The following is a 15,016-nucleotide window of genomic DNA, read 5'->3' on the forward strand; positions in this document are numbered from 1 at the left end:
TGAAAGCAGCCCCCATCTTGGTTTCAAGCTTACTTCCATCTGTTTACGGCCTTATGGCCGCCGTAGAGGCGAAATCATGAAGACAACCATCGAATTGCCTCTCTTGCCATTGCGTGATGTCGTGGTTTATCCGCACATGGTTATCCCGCTGTTCGTGGGGCGCGAGAAATCCATCGAAGCCCTCGAGGCTGCGATGACGGGCGACAAGCAGATCCTTCTGCTGGCTCAGCGGAACCCTGCTGACGACGATCCCGGTGAAGAAGCACTTTATCGCGTAGGTACCATCGCCACTGTTCTGCAACTGCTCAAGCTGCCTGACGGCACCGTCAAGGTTCTGGTCGAAGGCGAGCAGCGGGGCGCCGTGGAGCGCTTCAGCGAAGTGGACGGCCATTGCCGTGCCGAAGTCTCGCTGATCGACGAAGTCGACGCGCCTGAGCGCGAGTCGGAAGTGTTTGTCCGTAGCCTGCTGGCTCAGTTCGAACAATATGTGCAGTTGGGCAAGAAAGTCCCGGCTGAAGTCCTGTCGTCGCTCAACAGCATCGACGAACCAGGGCGCCTGGTCGACACCATGGCCGCGCACATGGCCCTGAAGATCGAGCAGAAGCAGGAAATCCTCGAAATCATCGATTTGTCGGCCCGGGTCGAGCACGTCCTGGCGTTGCTGGATGCCGAGATCGACCTGCTGCAAGTCGAAAAACGCATTCGCGGTCGCGTCAAAAAACAAATGGAGCGCAGTCAGCGCGAGTACTACCTGAATGAGCAGATGAAGGCCATTCAGAAGGAGCTCGGCGACAGCGAGGAAGGCCACAACGAAATCGAAGAGCTGAAAAAGCGCATCGATGCTGCCGGCCTGCCGAAAGACGCCTTGGCCAAAGCGCAGGGCGAACTGAACAAGCTGAAACAAATGTCACCAATGTCTGCGGAAGCGACCGTGGTGCGTTCGTATATCGACTGGTTGGTTCAGGTGCCGTGGAAGGCTCAGAGCAAAGTGCGTCTGGACCTGGCCCGTGCCGAAGACATTCTCGACGCCGACCACTATGGTCTGGACGAAGTGAAGGAACGCATCCTCGAATACCTCGCCGTGCAAAAGCGCGTGAAGAAAATTCGTGGTCCGGTGTTGTGCCTGGTCGGTCCTCCGGGGGTGGGTAAAACCTCTCTGGCGGAGTCGATTGCGCACGCCACCAACCGTAAATTCGTCCGTATGGCCCTCGGTGGCGTGCGCGATGAAGCGGAAATTCGTGGTCATCGCCGTACTTATATCGGTTCGATGCCAGGAAGATTGATTCAAAAGATGACAAAGGTCGGGGTTCGCAACCCGCTGTTCCTGCTCGATGAAATCGACAAAATGGGCAGCGATATGCGCGGTGATCCAGCGTCTGCGTTGCTGGAAGTGCTCGATCCGGAGCAGAACCACAACTTCAACGATCACTATCTGGAAGTCGATTACGACCTGTCCGATGTGATGTTCCTTTGCACCTCCAACTCCATGAACATTCCGCCGGCGCTGCTGGACCGGATGGAAGTGATTCGTCTGCCTGGCTACACGGAAGACGAGAAGATCAACATCGCCGTCAAGTACCTGTCGCCGAAGCAGATTGCTGCCAACGGCCTGAAGAAAGGTGAGCTGGAATTCGACGCCGAAGCGATCCGCGACATCATCCGCTATTACACCCGCGAAGCCGGTGTGCGGGGGCTTGAGCGCCAGATTGCCAAGGTTTGCCGCAAGACGGTCAAAGAGCACGCACTGGAAAAACGCTTCTCGGTGAAGGTGACTGCCGAGATGCTGGAACACTTCCTGGGTGTGCGCAAATTCCGCTACGGCCTGGCTGAATCCCAGGATCAGATCGGTCAAGTGACCGGCCTGGCGTGGACTCAGGTGGGTGGGGAACTGCTGACCATCGAAGCCGCTGTCGTTCCGGGTAAAGGCCAGTTGATCAAGACCGGTTCCCTGGGTGATGTGATGGTCGAATCGATCACTGCCGCCCTGACCGTGGTCCGCAGCCGTGCCAAGAGCCTGGGGATCCCCCTGGACTTCCACGAGAAGCGCGACACGCACATCCACATGCCGGAAGGGGCGACCCCGAAGGACGGCCCTAGCGCTGGTGTAGGCATGTGCACGGCCCTGGTGTCGGCATTGACTGGCATTCCTGTACGCGCGGACGTCGCCATGACTGGCGAAATTACCCTGCGTGGCCAAGTGCTGGCGATCGGCGGTTTGAAGGAAAAACTGCTCGCGGCTCACCGTGGCGGGATCAAGACCGTGATCATTCCTGAAGAGAACGTACGCGATCTGAAGGAAATTCCTGACAATATCAAGCAAGATCTGCAGATTAAACCAGTTAAATGGATTGACGAGGTCCTGCAAATTGCGCTGCAATACGCGCCGGAGCCCTTGCCGGATGTGGCTCCGGAGATAGTTGCAAAGGATGAAAAACGCGAGTCTGACTCTAAGGAAAGAATTAGCACGCATTAGTACGCATTTGCCTGGGGGGCTTCCTTGACAGCTTTTTAGAGCCCTTGTTATAAAGCGGCTCTTAAGTGTCTGTAGGCCATTCAGCACTCGTTTTTGCTTTCACCAAAAAACTTAGAATCATACTCAAATAGATATAAGGGGACTTAGAGTGAACAAGTCGGAACTGATTGATGCTATCGCTGCATCCGCTGATATCCCGAAAGCTGCTGCTGGCCGTGCGCTGGACGCTGTAATCGAATCCGTCACTGGCGCTCTCAAGGCTGGCGACTCCGTAGTTCTGGTGGGTTTCGGTACGTTCTCCGTGACCGATCGTCCTGCTCGCATCGGTCGTAACCCACAGACCGGTAAGACGCTGGAAATCGCTGCAGCCAAAAAACCAGGTTTCAAAGCTGGTAAAGCACTGAAAGAAGCTGTCAACTAAGTTCGATTCAGGTTTTTGCCTATCCGGGTCGGGGTCATGCCTGACCTGGCAGCGGAGCGGTAGTCCAGCCAACAAATCGTTGATCTGAGACACCGAGGGTCGCAAGTTCGAACCCTCGGTCCGTTCCGCCAGTTACGAGAAGGCGCATCCCCGGATGCGCCTTTCTTCTATCCGGATTCTACCCACGCTCCACGGTTGCCTAATTTTGAAGTTCAACCGTTTCTGGGGGACGCATGCTGCAGAATATCAGGGACAATTCACAAGGCTGGATTGCCAAGACCATCATCGGAGTCATCGTTGCACTGATGGCTTTGACCGGTTTCGACGCCATTTTCAAGGCCACGACGCACAGCAATGATGCGGCCAAGGTCAACGGCGAAGAAATCAGCCAGAACGAGCTGAGCCAGGCCGTCGACATGCAACGCCGTCAGCTGATGCAACAGCTGGGCAAGGATTTCGACGCTTCGTTACTCGATGAAAAAATGCTGCGCGAATCGGCCCTCAAAGGCCTGATCGATCGCAAGCTGCTGCTGCAAGGCGCAGAAAAATCGAAATTCGCTTTCTCCGAAGGCGCTTTGGACCAGGTGATCCTGCTGACGCCTGAATTCCAGGTTGACGGCAAGTTCAGCCCTGAGCGTTTCGACCAGGTGATCCGTCAACTGGGCTACAGCCGTATGCAGTTCCGCCAGATGCTGGCTCAGGAAATGCTGATCGGTCAGCTGCGCGCTGGCCTGGCGGGTAGCGGCTTCGTCACCGATGCACAGGTGTTGGCCTTCGCCCGTCTGGAAAAACAGACCCGCGACTTCGCTTCCCTGAACATCAAGGTTGACCCGACGGCGGTGAAACTGACCGACGACGAGGTCAAGGCTTACTACGACGAACACGCCAAGGAGTTCATGACGCCGGACCAGGTGGTTATCGATTACCTGGAGTTGAAGAAGGCTTCCTTCTTTAATGAGGTCAGCGTCAAGGACGAAGACCTGCAAGCGGCGTATCAGAAAGAAATCGCCAACCTGGCCGAACAACGCCGGGCTGCGCACATTCTGATCGAAGTGAACGACAAGGTGACCGAGGCGCAAGCCAAGGCCAAGATCGAAGAAGTTCAGGCGCGTCTGGCCAAAGGTGAGAAATTCGAGGCGTTGGCCAAGGAATTCTCCCAGGACCCAGGTTCGGCCAACAACGGTGGTGACCTCGGTTACGCCGGTCCTGGCGTTTACGATCCAGTGTTCGAAAAAGCCCTGTACTCGTTGAACAAGGACCAGGTTTCGGAGCCAATCCGTACTGGCTTCGGTTTCCACCTGATCAAGCTGTTGGGCGTTGAAGCGCCGGAAGTGCCGACGTTTGCCAGTCTCAAGGACAAGCTGACCCGCGAGCTGAAAACCCAGCAGGTCGAGCAGCGTTTCGTCGAGGCGACCAAGCAACTGGAAGATTCCTCGTTCGAAGCGTCTGACCTGGCCCAGCCAGCGCAGGACCTGAAACTGACCGTCCATACCTCCGCGCCGTTCGGCCGTGAAGGTGGCGAAGGTGTCGCGGCCAACCGTGCCGTGGTCACCGCAGCGTTCAGCCCTGAAGTGCTGGATGAAGGTGCTAACAGCACCGCCATCGAGCTCGATCCGGAAACCGTGATCGTGTTGCGCGCCAAGGAGCACTTGAAGCCTTCGCAGCTGCCGCTGGAAAGCGTTGCCGCCAGCATCCGCACGCAATTGGCCAAGGAGCACGCCAGTGCTGCCGCCAAGACCAAGGCTGATCAGTTGATCGCCAGCCTGCGTGACGGCAAGACACCGCTGGACAAGGCTATCGACGGCCAGAACTGGAAGGTCACTGCGGCCGCCACTCGCGCACAGGAAGGGGTTGACCCTACCGTGCTGCAAGCGCTGTTCCGCATGCCAAAACCTGCCGCCAAGGACAAGCCGACCTTCAGCAGCGTGACCCTGGCCGATGGTAGCCTGGTGATCGTGCGCTTGAACGGCGTGAACGAAGCCGCAGCGCCGACCGATGAAGAGAAGGCTCAGTACCGTCGCTTCCTCGCCTCGCGCATTGGCCAGCAAGACTTTGCGGCTTACCGCAAGCAGTTGGAAAGCGAAGCCGAGATCAAGCGCTACTAATGGCTGATTGAGTTTTGCGTTTCACAAGAACCCCGGTCGAAAGACCGGGGTTTTTTGTGGGCGATCAAAAATGTTGCCCTGCCCATCGGTTATTCATCAATCTATGCGACTTTTCCCGCATATAACGGTCAACACCCCTGTAACCGTTTTAAGACACTAATCGATGCGCACCTAAGCATCGATCTGTTGCACAATACGCCCCGGACCGTTTTCTCTCAGGATGTTCAATGTTTAGATCAATTCCCATGCGTATTGTCGGGCTAGCCTTGGTGCTGGCTGTTGCTGCCGGTTGTTCGTCGAAAAAAGCCGCCATCTACGAGCATGAGAACTTCGACGACTCCGGAACGTTCTCCCGCAACTACCCGGTAACCGACGCCCAGACCTGCGAAGCCGCCCGTCGCGCCTTGCTCAGCCAGGGCTACATCATCACCAGCAGCGATCCGAAACTGGTCAGCGGCCACAAGAGCTTCCAGCAGACCGGCGAGACCCACATGGAGATCAGCTTCAGTGTGGTTTGTGCCGATGATGGCTCAGAAGGCCACCACGCGACCATGTTCGCCAACGCCTTGCAGGATCGCTACGCGCTGAAGAAGACCAACAACTCCGCCAGCCTCGGCGTCGGTGTGTTGGGCTCGGTGTCGATGCCGATCGGTTCGTCCGATGATTCGATGGTCAAGGTCGCCAGCGAGACCGTGTCCTCGGCCAAGTTTTATGAGCGGTTCTTCACTCTGGTAGAGCTGTTCCTGCCGCCGGAAGCGAAGAAAGCGGCGCACATCGTCGAGAAGCCGAAAACCGACCTGGGCGTGCCTGAAGCCCAGGCTGCCCCGGCCGCATTGGCGCCAACGCCGGCTCCCGCCGCAGAGCCTGTAGCGGCTCCGGCCGCCGAGCCTGCTGCTTCGGAGCCTGTTGCACCGCCTGCGGAAGCTGCACCGATTGCTCCGGCTCAATCGTCCGAACCGGCTCCAGCCGCCGAGACGATCACGCCACCGACGCATCCGGACAACATGCCACCCCCAAGCGAACCCATCCCGGCCCAGTAAGCGGTCCAGGCCTTGCGGGAGCGTGTCAGACGGCACGACTCCCGTAACGGGGCATCAAGCTTGACCCACGTCAAACCAGGCCGTTGTCCTACGGCCTCTATCGAAAAAATCCTGTGATAAATTCCTGACCACCTGCTACGTTTTATTCAGTAGCGGGCGAGTGTCGTGTGAACGTCATTTTTCTTTCACGCGGGCACTTTATGCTCAAGGCACGGGTCAGTTGATCAGGCCATTTTTAATGAGCGATGGGGGACACCACAATGGACGAGTATCAAGAAGAGTTGCTTGAGTATTCGGCGTTTGAACTGGATCCGCTGGAACCAGCGGAAGACGCCACCGAACTGTAGGGCGTTACGCGGATTGGCGATGACTGCGGCGAAACTCGCCGGGTGTCTGGCCGTTCCAGCGTTTGAAGGCCCGTTGAAAGGCTTCGGCTGAAGCAAAGCCAAGCAGATAGGCGATTTCTCCGAACGCCAGCTCGGTATCGCGGATGTAGGTCATGGCCAGGTCGCGGCGGGTGTCGTTGAGAATCGCGCGAAATTGCGTGCCTTCCTCGGCGAGTTTGCGACGCAAGGTCCAGGTGGGCAGCTTCAGGCGTGCCGCCACTTCTTCCAGGTCAGGTTCCCGACCTCCATTGAGCAATGGCCCCAGCAACTGAGTGATGCGTTCACGCAGGCTGCGGGTGCGTGTCAGTTGCTCCAGTTCCCGTTCACACAGTTGCAGCAAGTGCCGCCAGGTGCTTGGACAGTGCTGCGGGTTGCGCTGGGCGAGGGCGTCCAGGCTCAGGCGCAGTTGATTGTGTTCGGCGCCGAACTGGATCGGGCAATCAAACACGCTGTAGGCGTCTCGATACAGCGGTTCTTCGAATTCGATTTCGATGCGTTCGGCCCGCAGCGGGGCAGGGCTCACGCTGGACAATTGCTGCAACCAGCCGGCGATGATCGAGTCCACCACAAAGCGGTTGTAGGCGTTGTAGGGGCTGATGGAGTAAAAACGCAGCCACGCGCCCCGAACGTCTTCGTGAAAGCTCGACTGGCCTCGATAGTTGGAGCCGTACAAGGCTTCAAAGCGAATCAGACAGCGGGCCGCTTCTCGCACCGTCGGCGCCTGGGCGGCGGTGACGCCGGCCAGGCCTGCCTGACTCAGACGACTGAGCTGCCCCATGCGCAACCCCAGCGCCGGGTCGGCGGTCAATTGAATCGCGCCGTGGCCCAGGCGCATGTAGCGCGGAATCGACAGCCGGGCGCCAGCCTCACCCAGGCGCGCCGCGTCGAGACCGTACTGATCGAGCAATGGCTGCGGGTCAACGCCGTGGCTGCGCACGGCATCGGCCAGGCTATGAACAAAGCCCACCGACAGATCCCCGAGGCGCATCGGCAGTGGTTTCATGGTTTATAACCAGAGATTCAGCATGCGCGCGCCACGGATATCACCGTCAGCGGAATGCTGGCCATTGCTGCTGAGAAAGCTCTGGCCGGCGCTACCTTTGTCCCAGAACTGTCCGCGCAGGAATACGCTCATGCCGGCAATGGCCTGGCTGCTCGGTGGCTGGCCGATCAGGGTCAAGCGGTGCCAGGCCTGGCCTTCACTGAGTTCACCGGCCTTGAGACTGACGGAGCCGGGCGTCGACAGGCCTTTGTAACCGCGCCATGGTTTGTCCCAGGTCCCGCGTCCGACGACGAACGCCGGGACCGCCACCAGTTGCGCACCCTGTTCGTCGAGTTTGCGGTAGTTGTCCGGGTACCAACTGTCGCTGCCGATCAGAATGCCCAAACGTCCGGCCGGCGTATCGATCACATTGACCGTGTGATCGGTGTTGGCGGCGAGGGTGTCCTGTTCCGCGAAGATCGGGTGCATCTGCCGTTGCGGCTGGCCGATAGGCAAACCGTCGCGACCGAACACCACGGTGCTGTTGAACAGCGCGCCGTGACCGATTTTCAAGGTGCCGTCGTTGACGCTTGGCTCCGGGAGCACGATGGAGCCGGCCACCAGGGTCACGTGGAATTCTTTCGCCAGGCCACCGAACAGCGCCTGGTAGTCCTTGGCCATGCTCTTGGCCTTCATGCGCAAATGAGCGTCGTCGAGGCGACTGGCGCCTTTGGCGCTGATCAGCGCGCGGACGAACTGCAGCGGATTGCTCGCCGCCAGCCAGTTCATGGCTTCCTTGAGGGTGCTGGCCTGGTACAGCTCATCCTTCTCGCCGCTGACCATCAGCCAGGTGCCGACATGTTCCGGCAGCACCACGATGGTCTTTTCGTTCAGCAGGCCCTGATCCTGAGCCTTTTGCAGATACGCGGAGAGCTTACGGTGCAAACGCTCCGGGCTTTGATAGTCGGTGGGGAACAGCTCAGGCTGGATGCCCAGCAGGTTGCCGCGATCGGCCGGGGTGCCTTGATCGACCGCCAGATTGATCCGCAGGTCCGACAGGTAATGACCCACCGGACGGTCCGCGGCCCACATGGCGTAGGTCGTGAGGGCGGCGATCAACGCCATGGAAAAGGTCAGGTACAGAAGTTTGCGCATGGGAAAGCAGTCGACAGCCGTGTGCAGGATTCGTCGACTAGGGTAGGGCCCCGGTCGGCGCTTGCCAAGGGGCGCTGCACATTTGGATCAATAAGTTGTCAGTTTGGGTCATTGAGTGACAGCGGTGCGACTCTTAGTCTGTGGCACATGACCGACGGGGGCCGAAGAGCTCCTGCATTTTTCCCGTGATCGCTCGATGTGGAGTTTCCGATGGCCGCTGCTCACTACCCGCACCTGTTGGCCCCGCTGGACCTGGGTTTTACCACGCTGCGCAACCGCACCCTGATGGGCTCGATGCACACCGGTCTTGAGGAAAAGCCCGGCGGTTTCGAGCGCATGGCGGCGTATTTTGCCGAACGTGCCCTGGGCGGCGTAGGCCTGATGGTCACCGGCGGTATCGGCCCGAACGATGAGGGCGGCGTTTACTCCGGTGCGGCCAAGCTGACCACCGAGGAAGAAGCGCTCAAGCACCAGATCGTCACCCGCGCGGTGCACGAGGCGGGCGGCAAGATTTGCATGCAGATCCTGCACGCCGGGCGTTATGCCTACAGCCCGAAGCAAGTGGCGCCGAGCGCGATCCAGGCGCCGATCAACCCGTTCAAGCCTAAAGAGCTGGACGAGGAAGGCATCGAGAAGCAGATCAGCGATTTCGTCACCTGTTCGAAACTGGCGCAAGTCGCCGAGTACGACGGCGTCGAAATCATGGGTTCCGAAGGTTATTTCATTAACCAGTTCCTCGCGGCCCACACCAACCACCGCACCGATCGTTGGGGCGGCAGCTACGAAAACCGCATGCGCCTGCCGGTGGAAATCGTGCGCCGGGTGCGCGAAGCGGTCGGTCCGAATTTCATCATCATCTTCCGCCTGTCGATGCTCGACCTGGTGGAAGGCGGTAGCAGTTGGGAAGAAATCGTCACCCTGGCCAAAGCTATCGAGCAGGCCGGCGCGACCATCATCAACACCGGCATCGGCTGGCACGAAGCGCGGATCCCGACCATCGCCACCAAAGTGCCGCGCGGCGCGTTCAGCAAGGTCACGGCCAAGCTGCGCGGTTCGGTGAGCATTCCGCTGATCACCACCAACCGCATCAACACCCCGGAAATCGCCGAGCAGATCCTGGCGGAAGGCGATGCGGACATGGTGTCCATGGCCCGGCCATTCCTCGCTGACGCCGATTTCGTCAACAAGGCTGCCGCGGGTCGCGCCGATGAAATCAACACCTGCATCGGCTGCAACCAGGCGTGCCTGGACCACACCTTCGGCGGCAAATTGACCAGTTGCCTGGTCAACCCGCGTGCCTGCCATGAAACCGAACTCAATTATTTGCCGGTGCAGCAGATCAAGAAGATCGCCGTGGTCGGTGCCGGTCCTGCGGGCCTGTCTGCTGCCACCGTGGCCGCCGAGCGTGGGCATCAGGTGACCTTGTTTGATTCGGCCAGCGAAATCGGTGGTCAGTTCAACATCGCCAAACGCGTGCCGGGCAAGGAAGAGTTTTTCGAAACCCTGCGCTACTTCAACCGCAAATTGCAGACCACTAATGTCGAGGTGTGTTTGAACACCCGCGTCGACGTGGCGCAACTGGTGGCCGGCGGTTACGACGAAATTATCCTCGCCACCGGTATCGCACCGCGTACCCCGGCCATCCCGGGTGTCGAGAACGCCAAGGTGTTGAGCTACCTGGACGTGATCCTCGAGCGCAAACCGGTGGGCAAGCGCGTGGCGGTGATTGGCGCCGGCGGTATCGGTTTCGACGTCTCGGAGTTTTTGGTTCACGAAGGCGTGGCCACCAGCCTCGACCGTGCCGCGTTCTGGAAAGAGTGGGGCATCGACACCAAGCTTGAGGCGCGCGGCGGCGTGGCCGGGATCAACGCTCAGCCCCATGCTCCGGCCCGTGAGGTGTTCCTGCTGCAACGCAAGAAAACCAAGGTCGGCGACGGTCTGGGCAAGACCACCGGCTGGATTCACCGCACCGGGTTGAAGAACAAGCAGGTGCAGATGCTCAACAGCGTCGAGTACCTGAAAATCGACGACGACGGCCTTCACATCCGCATCGGCGAAACCGGCGAGCCGCAAGTGCTGGCGGTGGACAACATTGTGATCTGCGCCGGTCAGGATCCGCTGCGTGAGTTGCAGGATGGTCTGGTGGCGGCGGGACAGAATGTGCATTTGATTGGCGGCGCGGACGTGGCGGCGGAGCTGGATGCGAAGCGGGCGATCAACCAAGGGTCGCGTCTGGCCGCCGAGTTGTAAAAAAACACCCCTTGTGGCGATGGGGCTTGGCCCCGTTGGGCTGCGCAGCAGTCGTAAACCCATCCAACGCGGTCATTCTGATAATCCGCGCTACATGGTTTTTGGGGCTGCTGCGCAGCCCAACGGGGGCAAGCCCCCTCGCCACAAAGGTGCTGCTAAGATGTCGGCTCTTTCCCAGAGCCGGCCTCATGCTCCTCCCTCTCAACGACTGGCTACCCCAAGCTCCTCTAGAACCCCTGCACCTCGACTGGCTCACCGCAGCCGGCATCGAAGTCGCCATCTTGCGGCTGGACCAAATCGACCCGCTGATCAGCGGCAACAAGTGGTTCAAACTCATCGAACACCTTCACGCTGCCGACCAGGCCGGTGCCGACGGCATCATTAGCCTTGGTGGCGCTCACTCCAATCATCTGCACGCGTTGGCCGCTGCGGGCAAACGCTTCGGCTTCAACACCGTGGGATTGCTGCGCGGTCATCCGCAAGACACGCCGACCGTAAAGGATCTACAAGACTTCGGCATGCACCTGCACTGGCTGGGTTACGGCGGTTATCGCGCGCGCCATGAACCGGGTTTCTGGCAGCCGTGGCAGGCGCAATACCCGACCTTGCACCCGGTGCCGGAAGGGGGAGGTGGTTTGCGTGGGGCGCGGGGCTGTATGCAGCTCAGGGATCAGGTGCGTGAGCGATTGGCCGGATTGGGCTGGAGCGACTACGACGGCTGGTGGCTGGCTTGCGGAACGGGCACCACGCTGGCTGGGCTGGTGCTGGCCGAGGCGGGCGAGCATCCGGTCTATGGCGCGTTGGCGGTGCCGGGCGATCACGGCGTGGCGCATCAGATTGAAGCGATTGTGGGAGGGGGGGAGCCAGCTTATGAGCTGTTCCACGCCTGTCGCGGCGGGTTTGCCAAGGTTGATTCGCTGTTGCTTGAATTCATCGAGGAGACCGAGCAGGCCAGCGGCATTCCCTTGGAGCCGCTGTACACCGGCAAGGCGTTGCTGGCGCTCAAGCAGCAGATCGAAGCGAGAAGATTCCCTCAAGGCACGCGGTTGATCTTCATCCATACCGGTGGTTTGCAAGGTCGACGGGGATTTAGCTCAAAACACTGAACAATTGTGGCGAGGGCGCTTGCCCCCGCTGGGCTGCGAAGCGGCCCCGAAAATCTTCAGTGCGCCCACTGTTTTGCGTCTGCTGCGCAGCCGAGCGGGGGCAGGCGCCCTCGCCACAGGTCAGCATTTGGCCAAAAATTGAGGCAACGGCTCAAACCCGCTTCGGCATCATCCGCAACAAGGTGTTATCCCCCACCACATAGTGGTGATACAGCCCCGCCACGGCGTGCAGGCCGATCAGCCAGTAGCCGATGGTGCCGCCGAGTTCATGCCAGCCCTGAATCCGCTTGGCCAGCACCTTGTCCTCCGGGACTAGCAACGGCAGGTCAAAGCCGTAGAACATTACCTGATGCCCCTTGGCGCTGGTGACCAGCCAGCCGAGGATCGGCATGGCGATCATGAACAAGTACAAGGCCCAGTGCATCAATTTGGCCAGGGTAGTCTGCCAATGCGGCGACGCCGGGAAGATCTGCGGCGCCGGGCCCAGGCTGCGGGCAAACAGGCGCAGCCACACCAGCACAAACACCGTCAGGCCCAACATGAAGTGCGATTCGGTGATCAGCGTGCGGCCACCGCTGCCTTTGGGGAAAATCCCGCGAAATTCGATGCAGGCGTAAACCAGGATCAGCAAGACCAGCATCAGCCAGTGCAACGTGATCGACACCGTGCTGTAACGTGAGTCGGAGTTCTTCCAGGGCATACGGGGCTCTCCACAGGTCAATGCTCAAAGCGCCGTTCTTGTGCGGCACTGTGCTTTAACTGTAATCCTGTTTTGCCGTATTTGCCTGAGACGATTTGCCCGTTCAATGCTCTGGTTCAGCTAATTGACAATAAAAAACCCTATAGGAGCATGGCTTGCCCGCGATGGCGTCCTTGAGACTGTCATCGCGGGCAAGCCATGCTCCTACAAGGTGGGCGGTGGGTTAGCTGCTTTGCGGCATCTCACCGTTGGCCAGTCGCTTATTGATATCGGCAATCACCTGGGGCAGATCGGTGATGGTGTCGATCATGTAGTGCGGCCGCGAGCCTTCGAACATCCCGTGAATACGCTTGCGCTCGCTGGCCAACTCCTCGCTGCCGAGGGCCTGATAACCCGCGTAGTCCAGACCCAGCGCGTTACCGGAGCAGATCAGCGCCACGGTCCACATGCCGGCACGACGACCTTCCAGAATGCCCGGCACCGTGTCGTCGATCTTCACGCACGCCGCGACATCGTCGATGCCCAGCGCGATGACGTTGGCCAGGGCCTGGGCCGGCCATGGACGGCCGTTGGGCACTTCGTCAGTGGCGACCACGTGGTCCGCGATGTAACCGTTGGTGGCGGCCAGTTCCACGACTTTGTCCATGACCTGTTTCGGGTAGCCGGAGCAGGAGCCGATCTTGATCCCTTGCTGGCGCAAGTTAGCGATGGTGTCCAGGGCACCGGGGATCAGCGCCGAGTGTTCGGCGATTTTTTCGATTTGCAGCGGCATGAAGCGTTTGTAGATGGCGGTGACGTCATCGTCAGTCGGGGTGCGGCCGAACGCCTTGCGATAACGCTCGGCGACTTGCGGCTGATCACACAGGGTACGGATGTGGTCCCACTTGCCCATGCCCATCGGCCCGCGGGCTTCTTCGATGGACACCTGGACGTCGAACTCGGCGAAGGCTTCGACAAAAATCTGGGTGGGTGCGAATGAGCCGAAATCGACCACGGTGCCGGCCCAGTCGAGGATGGCGGCTTGGAGCTTGGTAGGGTTGTTGTAGTTCATGTCTCAGATTCCTTTGTAGGAGCGAGCGATGCGGCGTACCGACTTGCCCGCGAAGAACGATAACTCGGTGTGCCTGGGGGACCGCGTCGCCTGTGTTCGCGGGCAAGCCTCGCTCCTACAGGTTCGGCGGTGTCTGCTGATTCAGATGTCGAGTACTTCCATTTCCTGCAACACCTCGGCAATCGCTGCCACCGCCGCGTGCATCTCGGGCGGATTGACGTGGCCGATGCAGCCGACGCGGAAGGTGTCGACCTGGGTCAATTTGCCGGGGTAAAGGATGAAACCCTTGGCCTTGACCCGTTCGTAGAATTCCTTGAACTGGTAACGCGGGTCTTTCGGGGCGTGAAAGGTGACGATGATCGGCGCCTGGATTGCGGCGGGCAGGAAGCTGCGCAAACCGAGTTGGGCCATGTCATCGAGCAGCACCCGGCAGTTGTCGGCGTAGCGCTGATGCCGCGCCGGCAAACCACCTTCTTCGTTGTATTGCAGCAGCGCTTCGTGCAGCGCCGCGACCACGTGGGTCGGCGGGGTGAAGCGCCATTGGCCGGTCTTGGCCATGTAGGTGTGCTGGTCGAACAAATCCATCGCCAGTGAGTGCGAGTTGCCGCCGGCATTCGCCAGCGACTCCTTGCGAGCGAAGACGAAGCCCATCCCCGGCACACCTTCCAGGCACTTGCCCGAAGCGGCGATCAGTGCATCGAACGGCACCTGTTGCGCATCCACCGGCAAAGCGCCGAAGGAGCTCATGGCGTCGATGATCAGGCGTTTGCCGTGTTGCGCGATGACCTGGGCGATTTCCGACAGCGGGTTAAGGATGCCGGTACTGGTTTCGCAGTGAATCAGCGCAATGTGAGTGATGCTCGGGTCAGCCTGCAGCAGGCGATCCACATCGGCGGCGGTGGTCGGTTCGTCTTCGGCGGTTTCGAAGGTGCTGAACGAACGACCGAGCACTTCGCAGATCTTCGCCAGGCGTTTGCCGTAGGCGCCGTTGATCAGCACCAGCACTTTGCCGTCACGCGGGACCAATGTGCCGATCGCGGCTTCGACGGCGAAAGTGCCGCTGCCTTGCAATGGCACGCAGTGGTGGGTGTCGGCACCGTTGATGATCGCCAGCAGTTGTTCGCACAGGCTGGCGGTCAGTTGGTTGAAGCGGTCATCCCATGAACCCCAGTCGACCATCATCGCCTGACGGGTGCGGGCCGATGTGGTCAACGGGCCGGGGGTGAGCAGGATGGGTTCGGCAGTACTCATTCTCATGTCCTCGTAATCGATGGGATGACGCTACGGGGCTTAAATTGCAATTTGCCGAGCTATCAATCAAATTGTTTGTTGTTATGCCAGCCATCA

Annotated in this window: 11 protein-coding genes; 6 read left to right on the top strand and 5 right to left on the bottom strand. The window is 59.8% G+C overall.

From position 1 onward, the window contains the following. Positions 1–76 precede the first annotated feature (76 nt). The 4 genes from lon (at position 77) to ACZ89E_RS02900 (ending at position 6,039) form a co-directional block, all read left to right on the top strand. Complete coding sequence (lon, locus tag ACZ89E_RS02885) at positions 77–2,473, top strand: endopeptidase La (RefSeq protein ID WP_133838757.1); 2,397 nt, start codon at positions 77–79, stop codon at positions 2,471–2,473. Positions 2,474–2,621: 148 nt separating this feature from the next. After that, complete coding sequence (locus ACZ89E_RS02890; RefSeq protein WP_002552737.1) at positions 2,622–2,894, top strand: HU family DNA-binding protein; 273 nt, start codon at positions 2,622–2,624, stop codon at positions 2,892–2,894. A 233-nt stretch (positions 2,895–3,127) separates the two neighbouring features. Further along, positions 3,128–4,999, top strand: coding sequence for a SurA N-terminal domain-containing protein (locus ACZ89E_RS02895; protein WP_463257937.1), 1,872 nt, complete (start codon positions 3,128–3,130; stop codon positions 4,997–4,999). 227 nt (positions 5,000–5,226) lie between these two features. Further along, the gene (locus ACZ89E_RS02900) at positions 5,227–6,039 is read left to right on the top strand and encodes a DUF2242 domain-containing protein (RefSeq protein ID WP_149661972.1); all 813 of its coding nucleotides are present in this window, start codon (positions 5,227–5,229) and stop codon (positions 6,037–6,039) included. 351 nt (positions 6,040–6,390) lie between these two features. Here the strand turns inward: ACZ89E_RS02900 and ACZ89E_RS02905 are convergent, their stop codons facing one another. Both ACZ89E_RS02905 and ACZ89E_RS02910 read right to left on the bottom strand, forming a co-directional pair. After that, positions 6,391–7,428, bottom strand: coding sequence for an AraC family transcriptional regulator (locus ACZ89E_RS02905; RefSeq protein ID WP_149661971.1), 1,038 nt, complete (start codon positions 7,426–7,428; stop codon positions 6,391–6,393). A gap of 3 nt (positions 7,429–7,431) precedes the next feature. Continuing rightward, on the bottom strand, positions 7,432–8,562 hold the full coding sequence (locus tag ACZ89E_RS02910; RefSeq protein ID WP_476254797.1) for a carbon-nitrogen hydrolase family protein: 1,131 nt from the start codon (positions 8,560–8,562) through the stop codon (positions 7,432–7,434). Positions 8,563–8,772: 210 nt separating this feature from the next. Between ACZ89E_RS02910 and ACZ89E_RS02915 the strand changes: the two genes are divergently transcribed. Then, positions 8,773–10,812, top strand: coding sequence for an oxidoreductase (locus ACZ89E_RS02915; RefSeq protein ID WP_476254798.1), 2,040 nt, complete (start codon positions 8,773–8,775; stop codon positions 10,810–10,812). A 188-nt stretch (positions 10,813–11,000) separates the two neighbouring features. Further along, positions 11,001–11,918, top strand: coding sequence for a 1-aminocyclopropane-1-carboxylate deaminase/D-cysteine desulfhydrase (locus ACZ89E_RS02920; protein WP_476254799.1), 918 nt, complete (start codon positions 11,001–11,003; stop codon positions 11,916–11,918). Positions 11,919–12,069: 151 nt separating this feature from the next. On the opposite strand, the gene ACZ89E_RS02925 is transcribed toward ACZ89E_RS02920, so the two are convergent. The 3 genes from ACZ89E_RS02925 to ACZ89E_RS02935 all read right to left on the bottom strand — a co-directional run bounded on the left by ACZ89E_RS02925 (position 12,070) and on the right by ACZ89E_RS02935 (position 14,920). Beyond that, complete coding sequence (locus ACZ89E_RS02925; RefSeq protein ID WP_149661967.1) at positions 12,070–12,618, bottom strand: cytochrome b; 549 nt, start codon at positions 12,616–12,618, stop codon at positions 12,070–12,072. A 223-nt stretch (positions 12,619–12,841) separates the two neighbouring features. Then, positions 12,842–13,669 carry a phosphonoacetaldehyde hydrolase gene (phnX, locus tag ACZ89E_RS02930; RefSeq protein ID WP_149661966.1) on the bottom strand — a complete coding sequence of 276 codons (828 nt, stop codon included), beginning with the start codon at positions 13,667–13,669 and terminating at the stop codon, positions 12,842–12,844. A gap of 141 nt (positions 13,670–13,810) precedes the next feature. Next, a complete protein-coding gene (locus ACZ89E_RS02935; RefSeq protein ID WP_476254800.1) occupies positions 13,811–14,920 on the bottom strand; it encodes a 2-aminoethylphosphonate--pyruvate transaminase in 1,110 nt (369 codons plus the stop codon). Positions 14,921–15,016: the final 96 nt, after the last annotated feature.

Source organism: Pseudomonas sp. TE3899 (assembly GCF_056279105.1).

Coding starts and splice junctions, on each gene's coding strand:
- lon (WP_133838757.1), top strand. CDS start 77: ATGAAGACAACCATCGAATTGCCTCTCTTGCCATTGCGTGATGTCGTG.
- ACZ89E_RS02895 (WP_463257937.1), top strand. CDS start 3,128: ATGCTGCAGAATATCAGGGACAATTCACAAGGCTGGATTGCCAAGACC.
- ACZ89E_RS02900 (WP_149661972.1), top strand. CDS start 5,227: ATGTTTAGATCAATTCCCATGCGTATTGTCGGGCTAGCCTTGGTGCTG.
- ACZ89E_RS02905 (WP_149661971.1), bottom strand. CDS start 7,428: ATGAAACCACTGCCGATGCGCCTCGGGGATCTGTCGGTGGGCTTTGTT.
- ACZ89E_RS02910 (WP_476254797.1), bottom strand. CDS start 8,562: ATGCGCAAACTTCTGTACCTGACCTTTTCCATGGCGTTGATCGCCGCC.
- ACZ89E_RS02915 (WP_476254798.1), top strand. CDS start 8,773: ATGGCCGCTGCTCACTACCCGCACCTGTTGGCCCCGCTGGACCTGGGT.
- ACZ89E_RS02920 (WP_476254799.1), top strand. CDS start 11,001: ATGCTCCTCCCTCTCAACGACTGGCTACCCCAAGCTCCTCTAGAACCC.
- ACZ89E_RS02925 (WP_149661967.1), bottom strand. CDS start 12,618: ATGCCCTGGAAGAACTCCGACTCACGTTACAGCACGGTGTCGATCACG.
- phnX (WP_149661966.1), bottom strand. CDS start 13,669: ATGAACTACAACAACCCTACCAAGCTCCAAGCCGCCATCCTCGACTGG.
- ACZ89E_RS02935 (WP_476254800.1), bottom strand. CDS start 14,920: ATGAGTACTGCCGAACCCATCCTGCTCACCCCCGGCCCGTTGACCACA.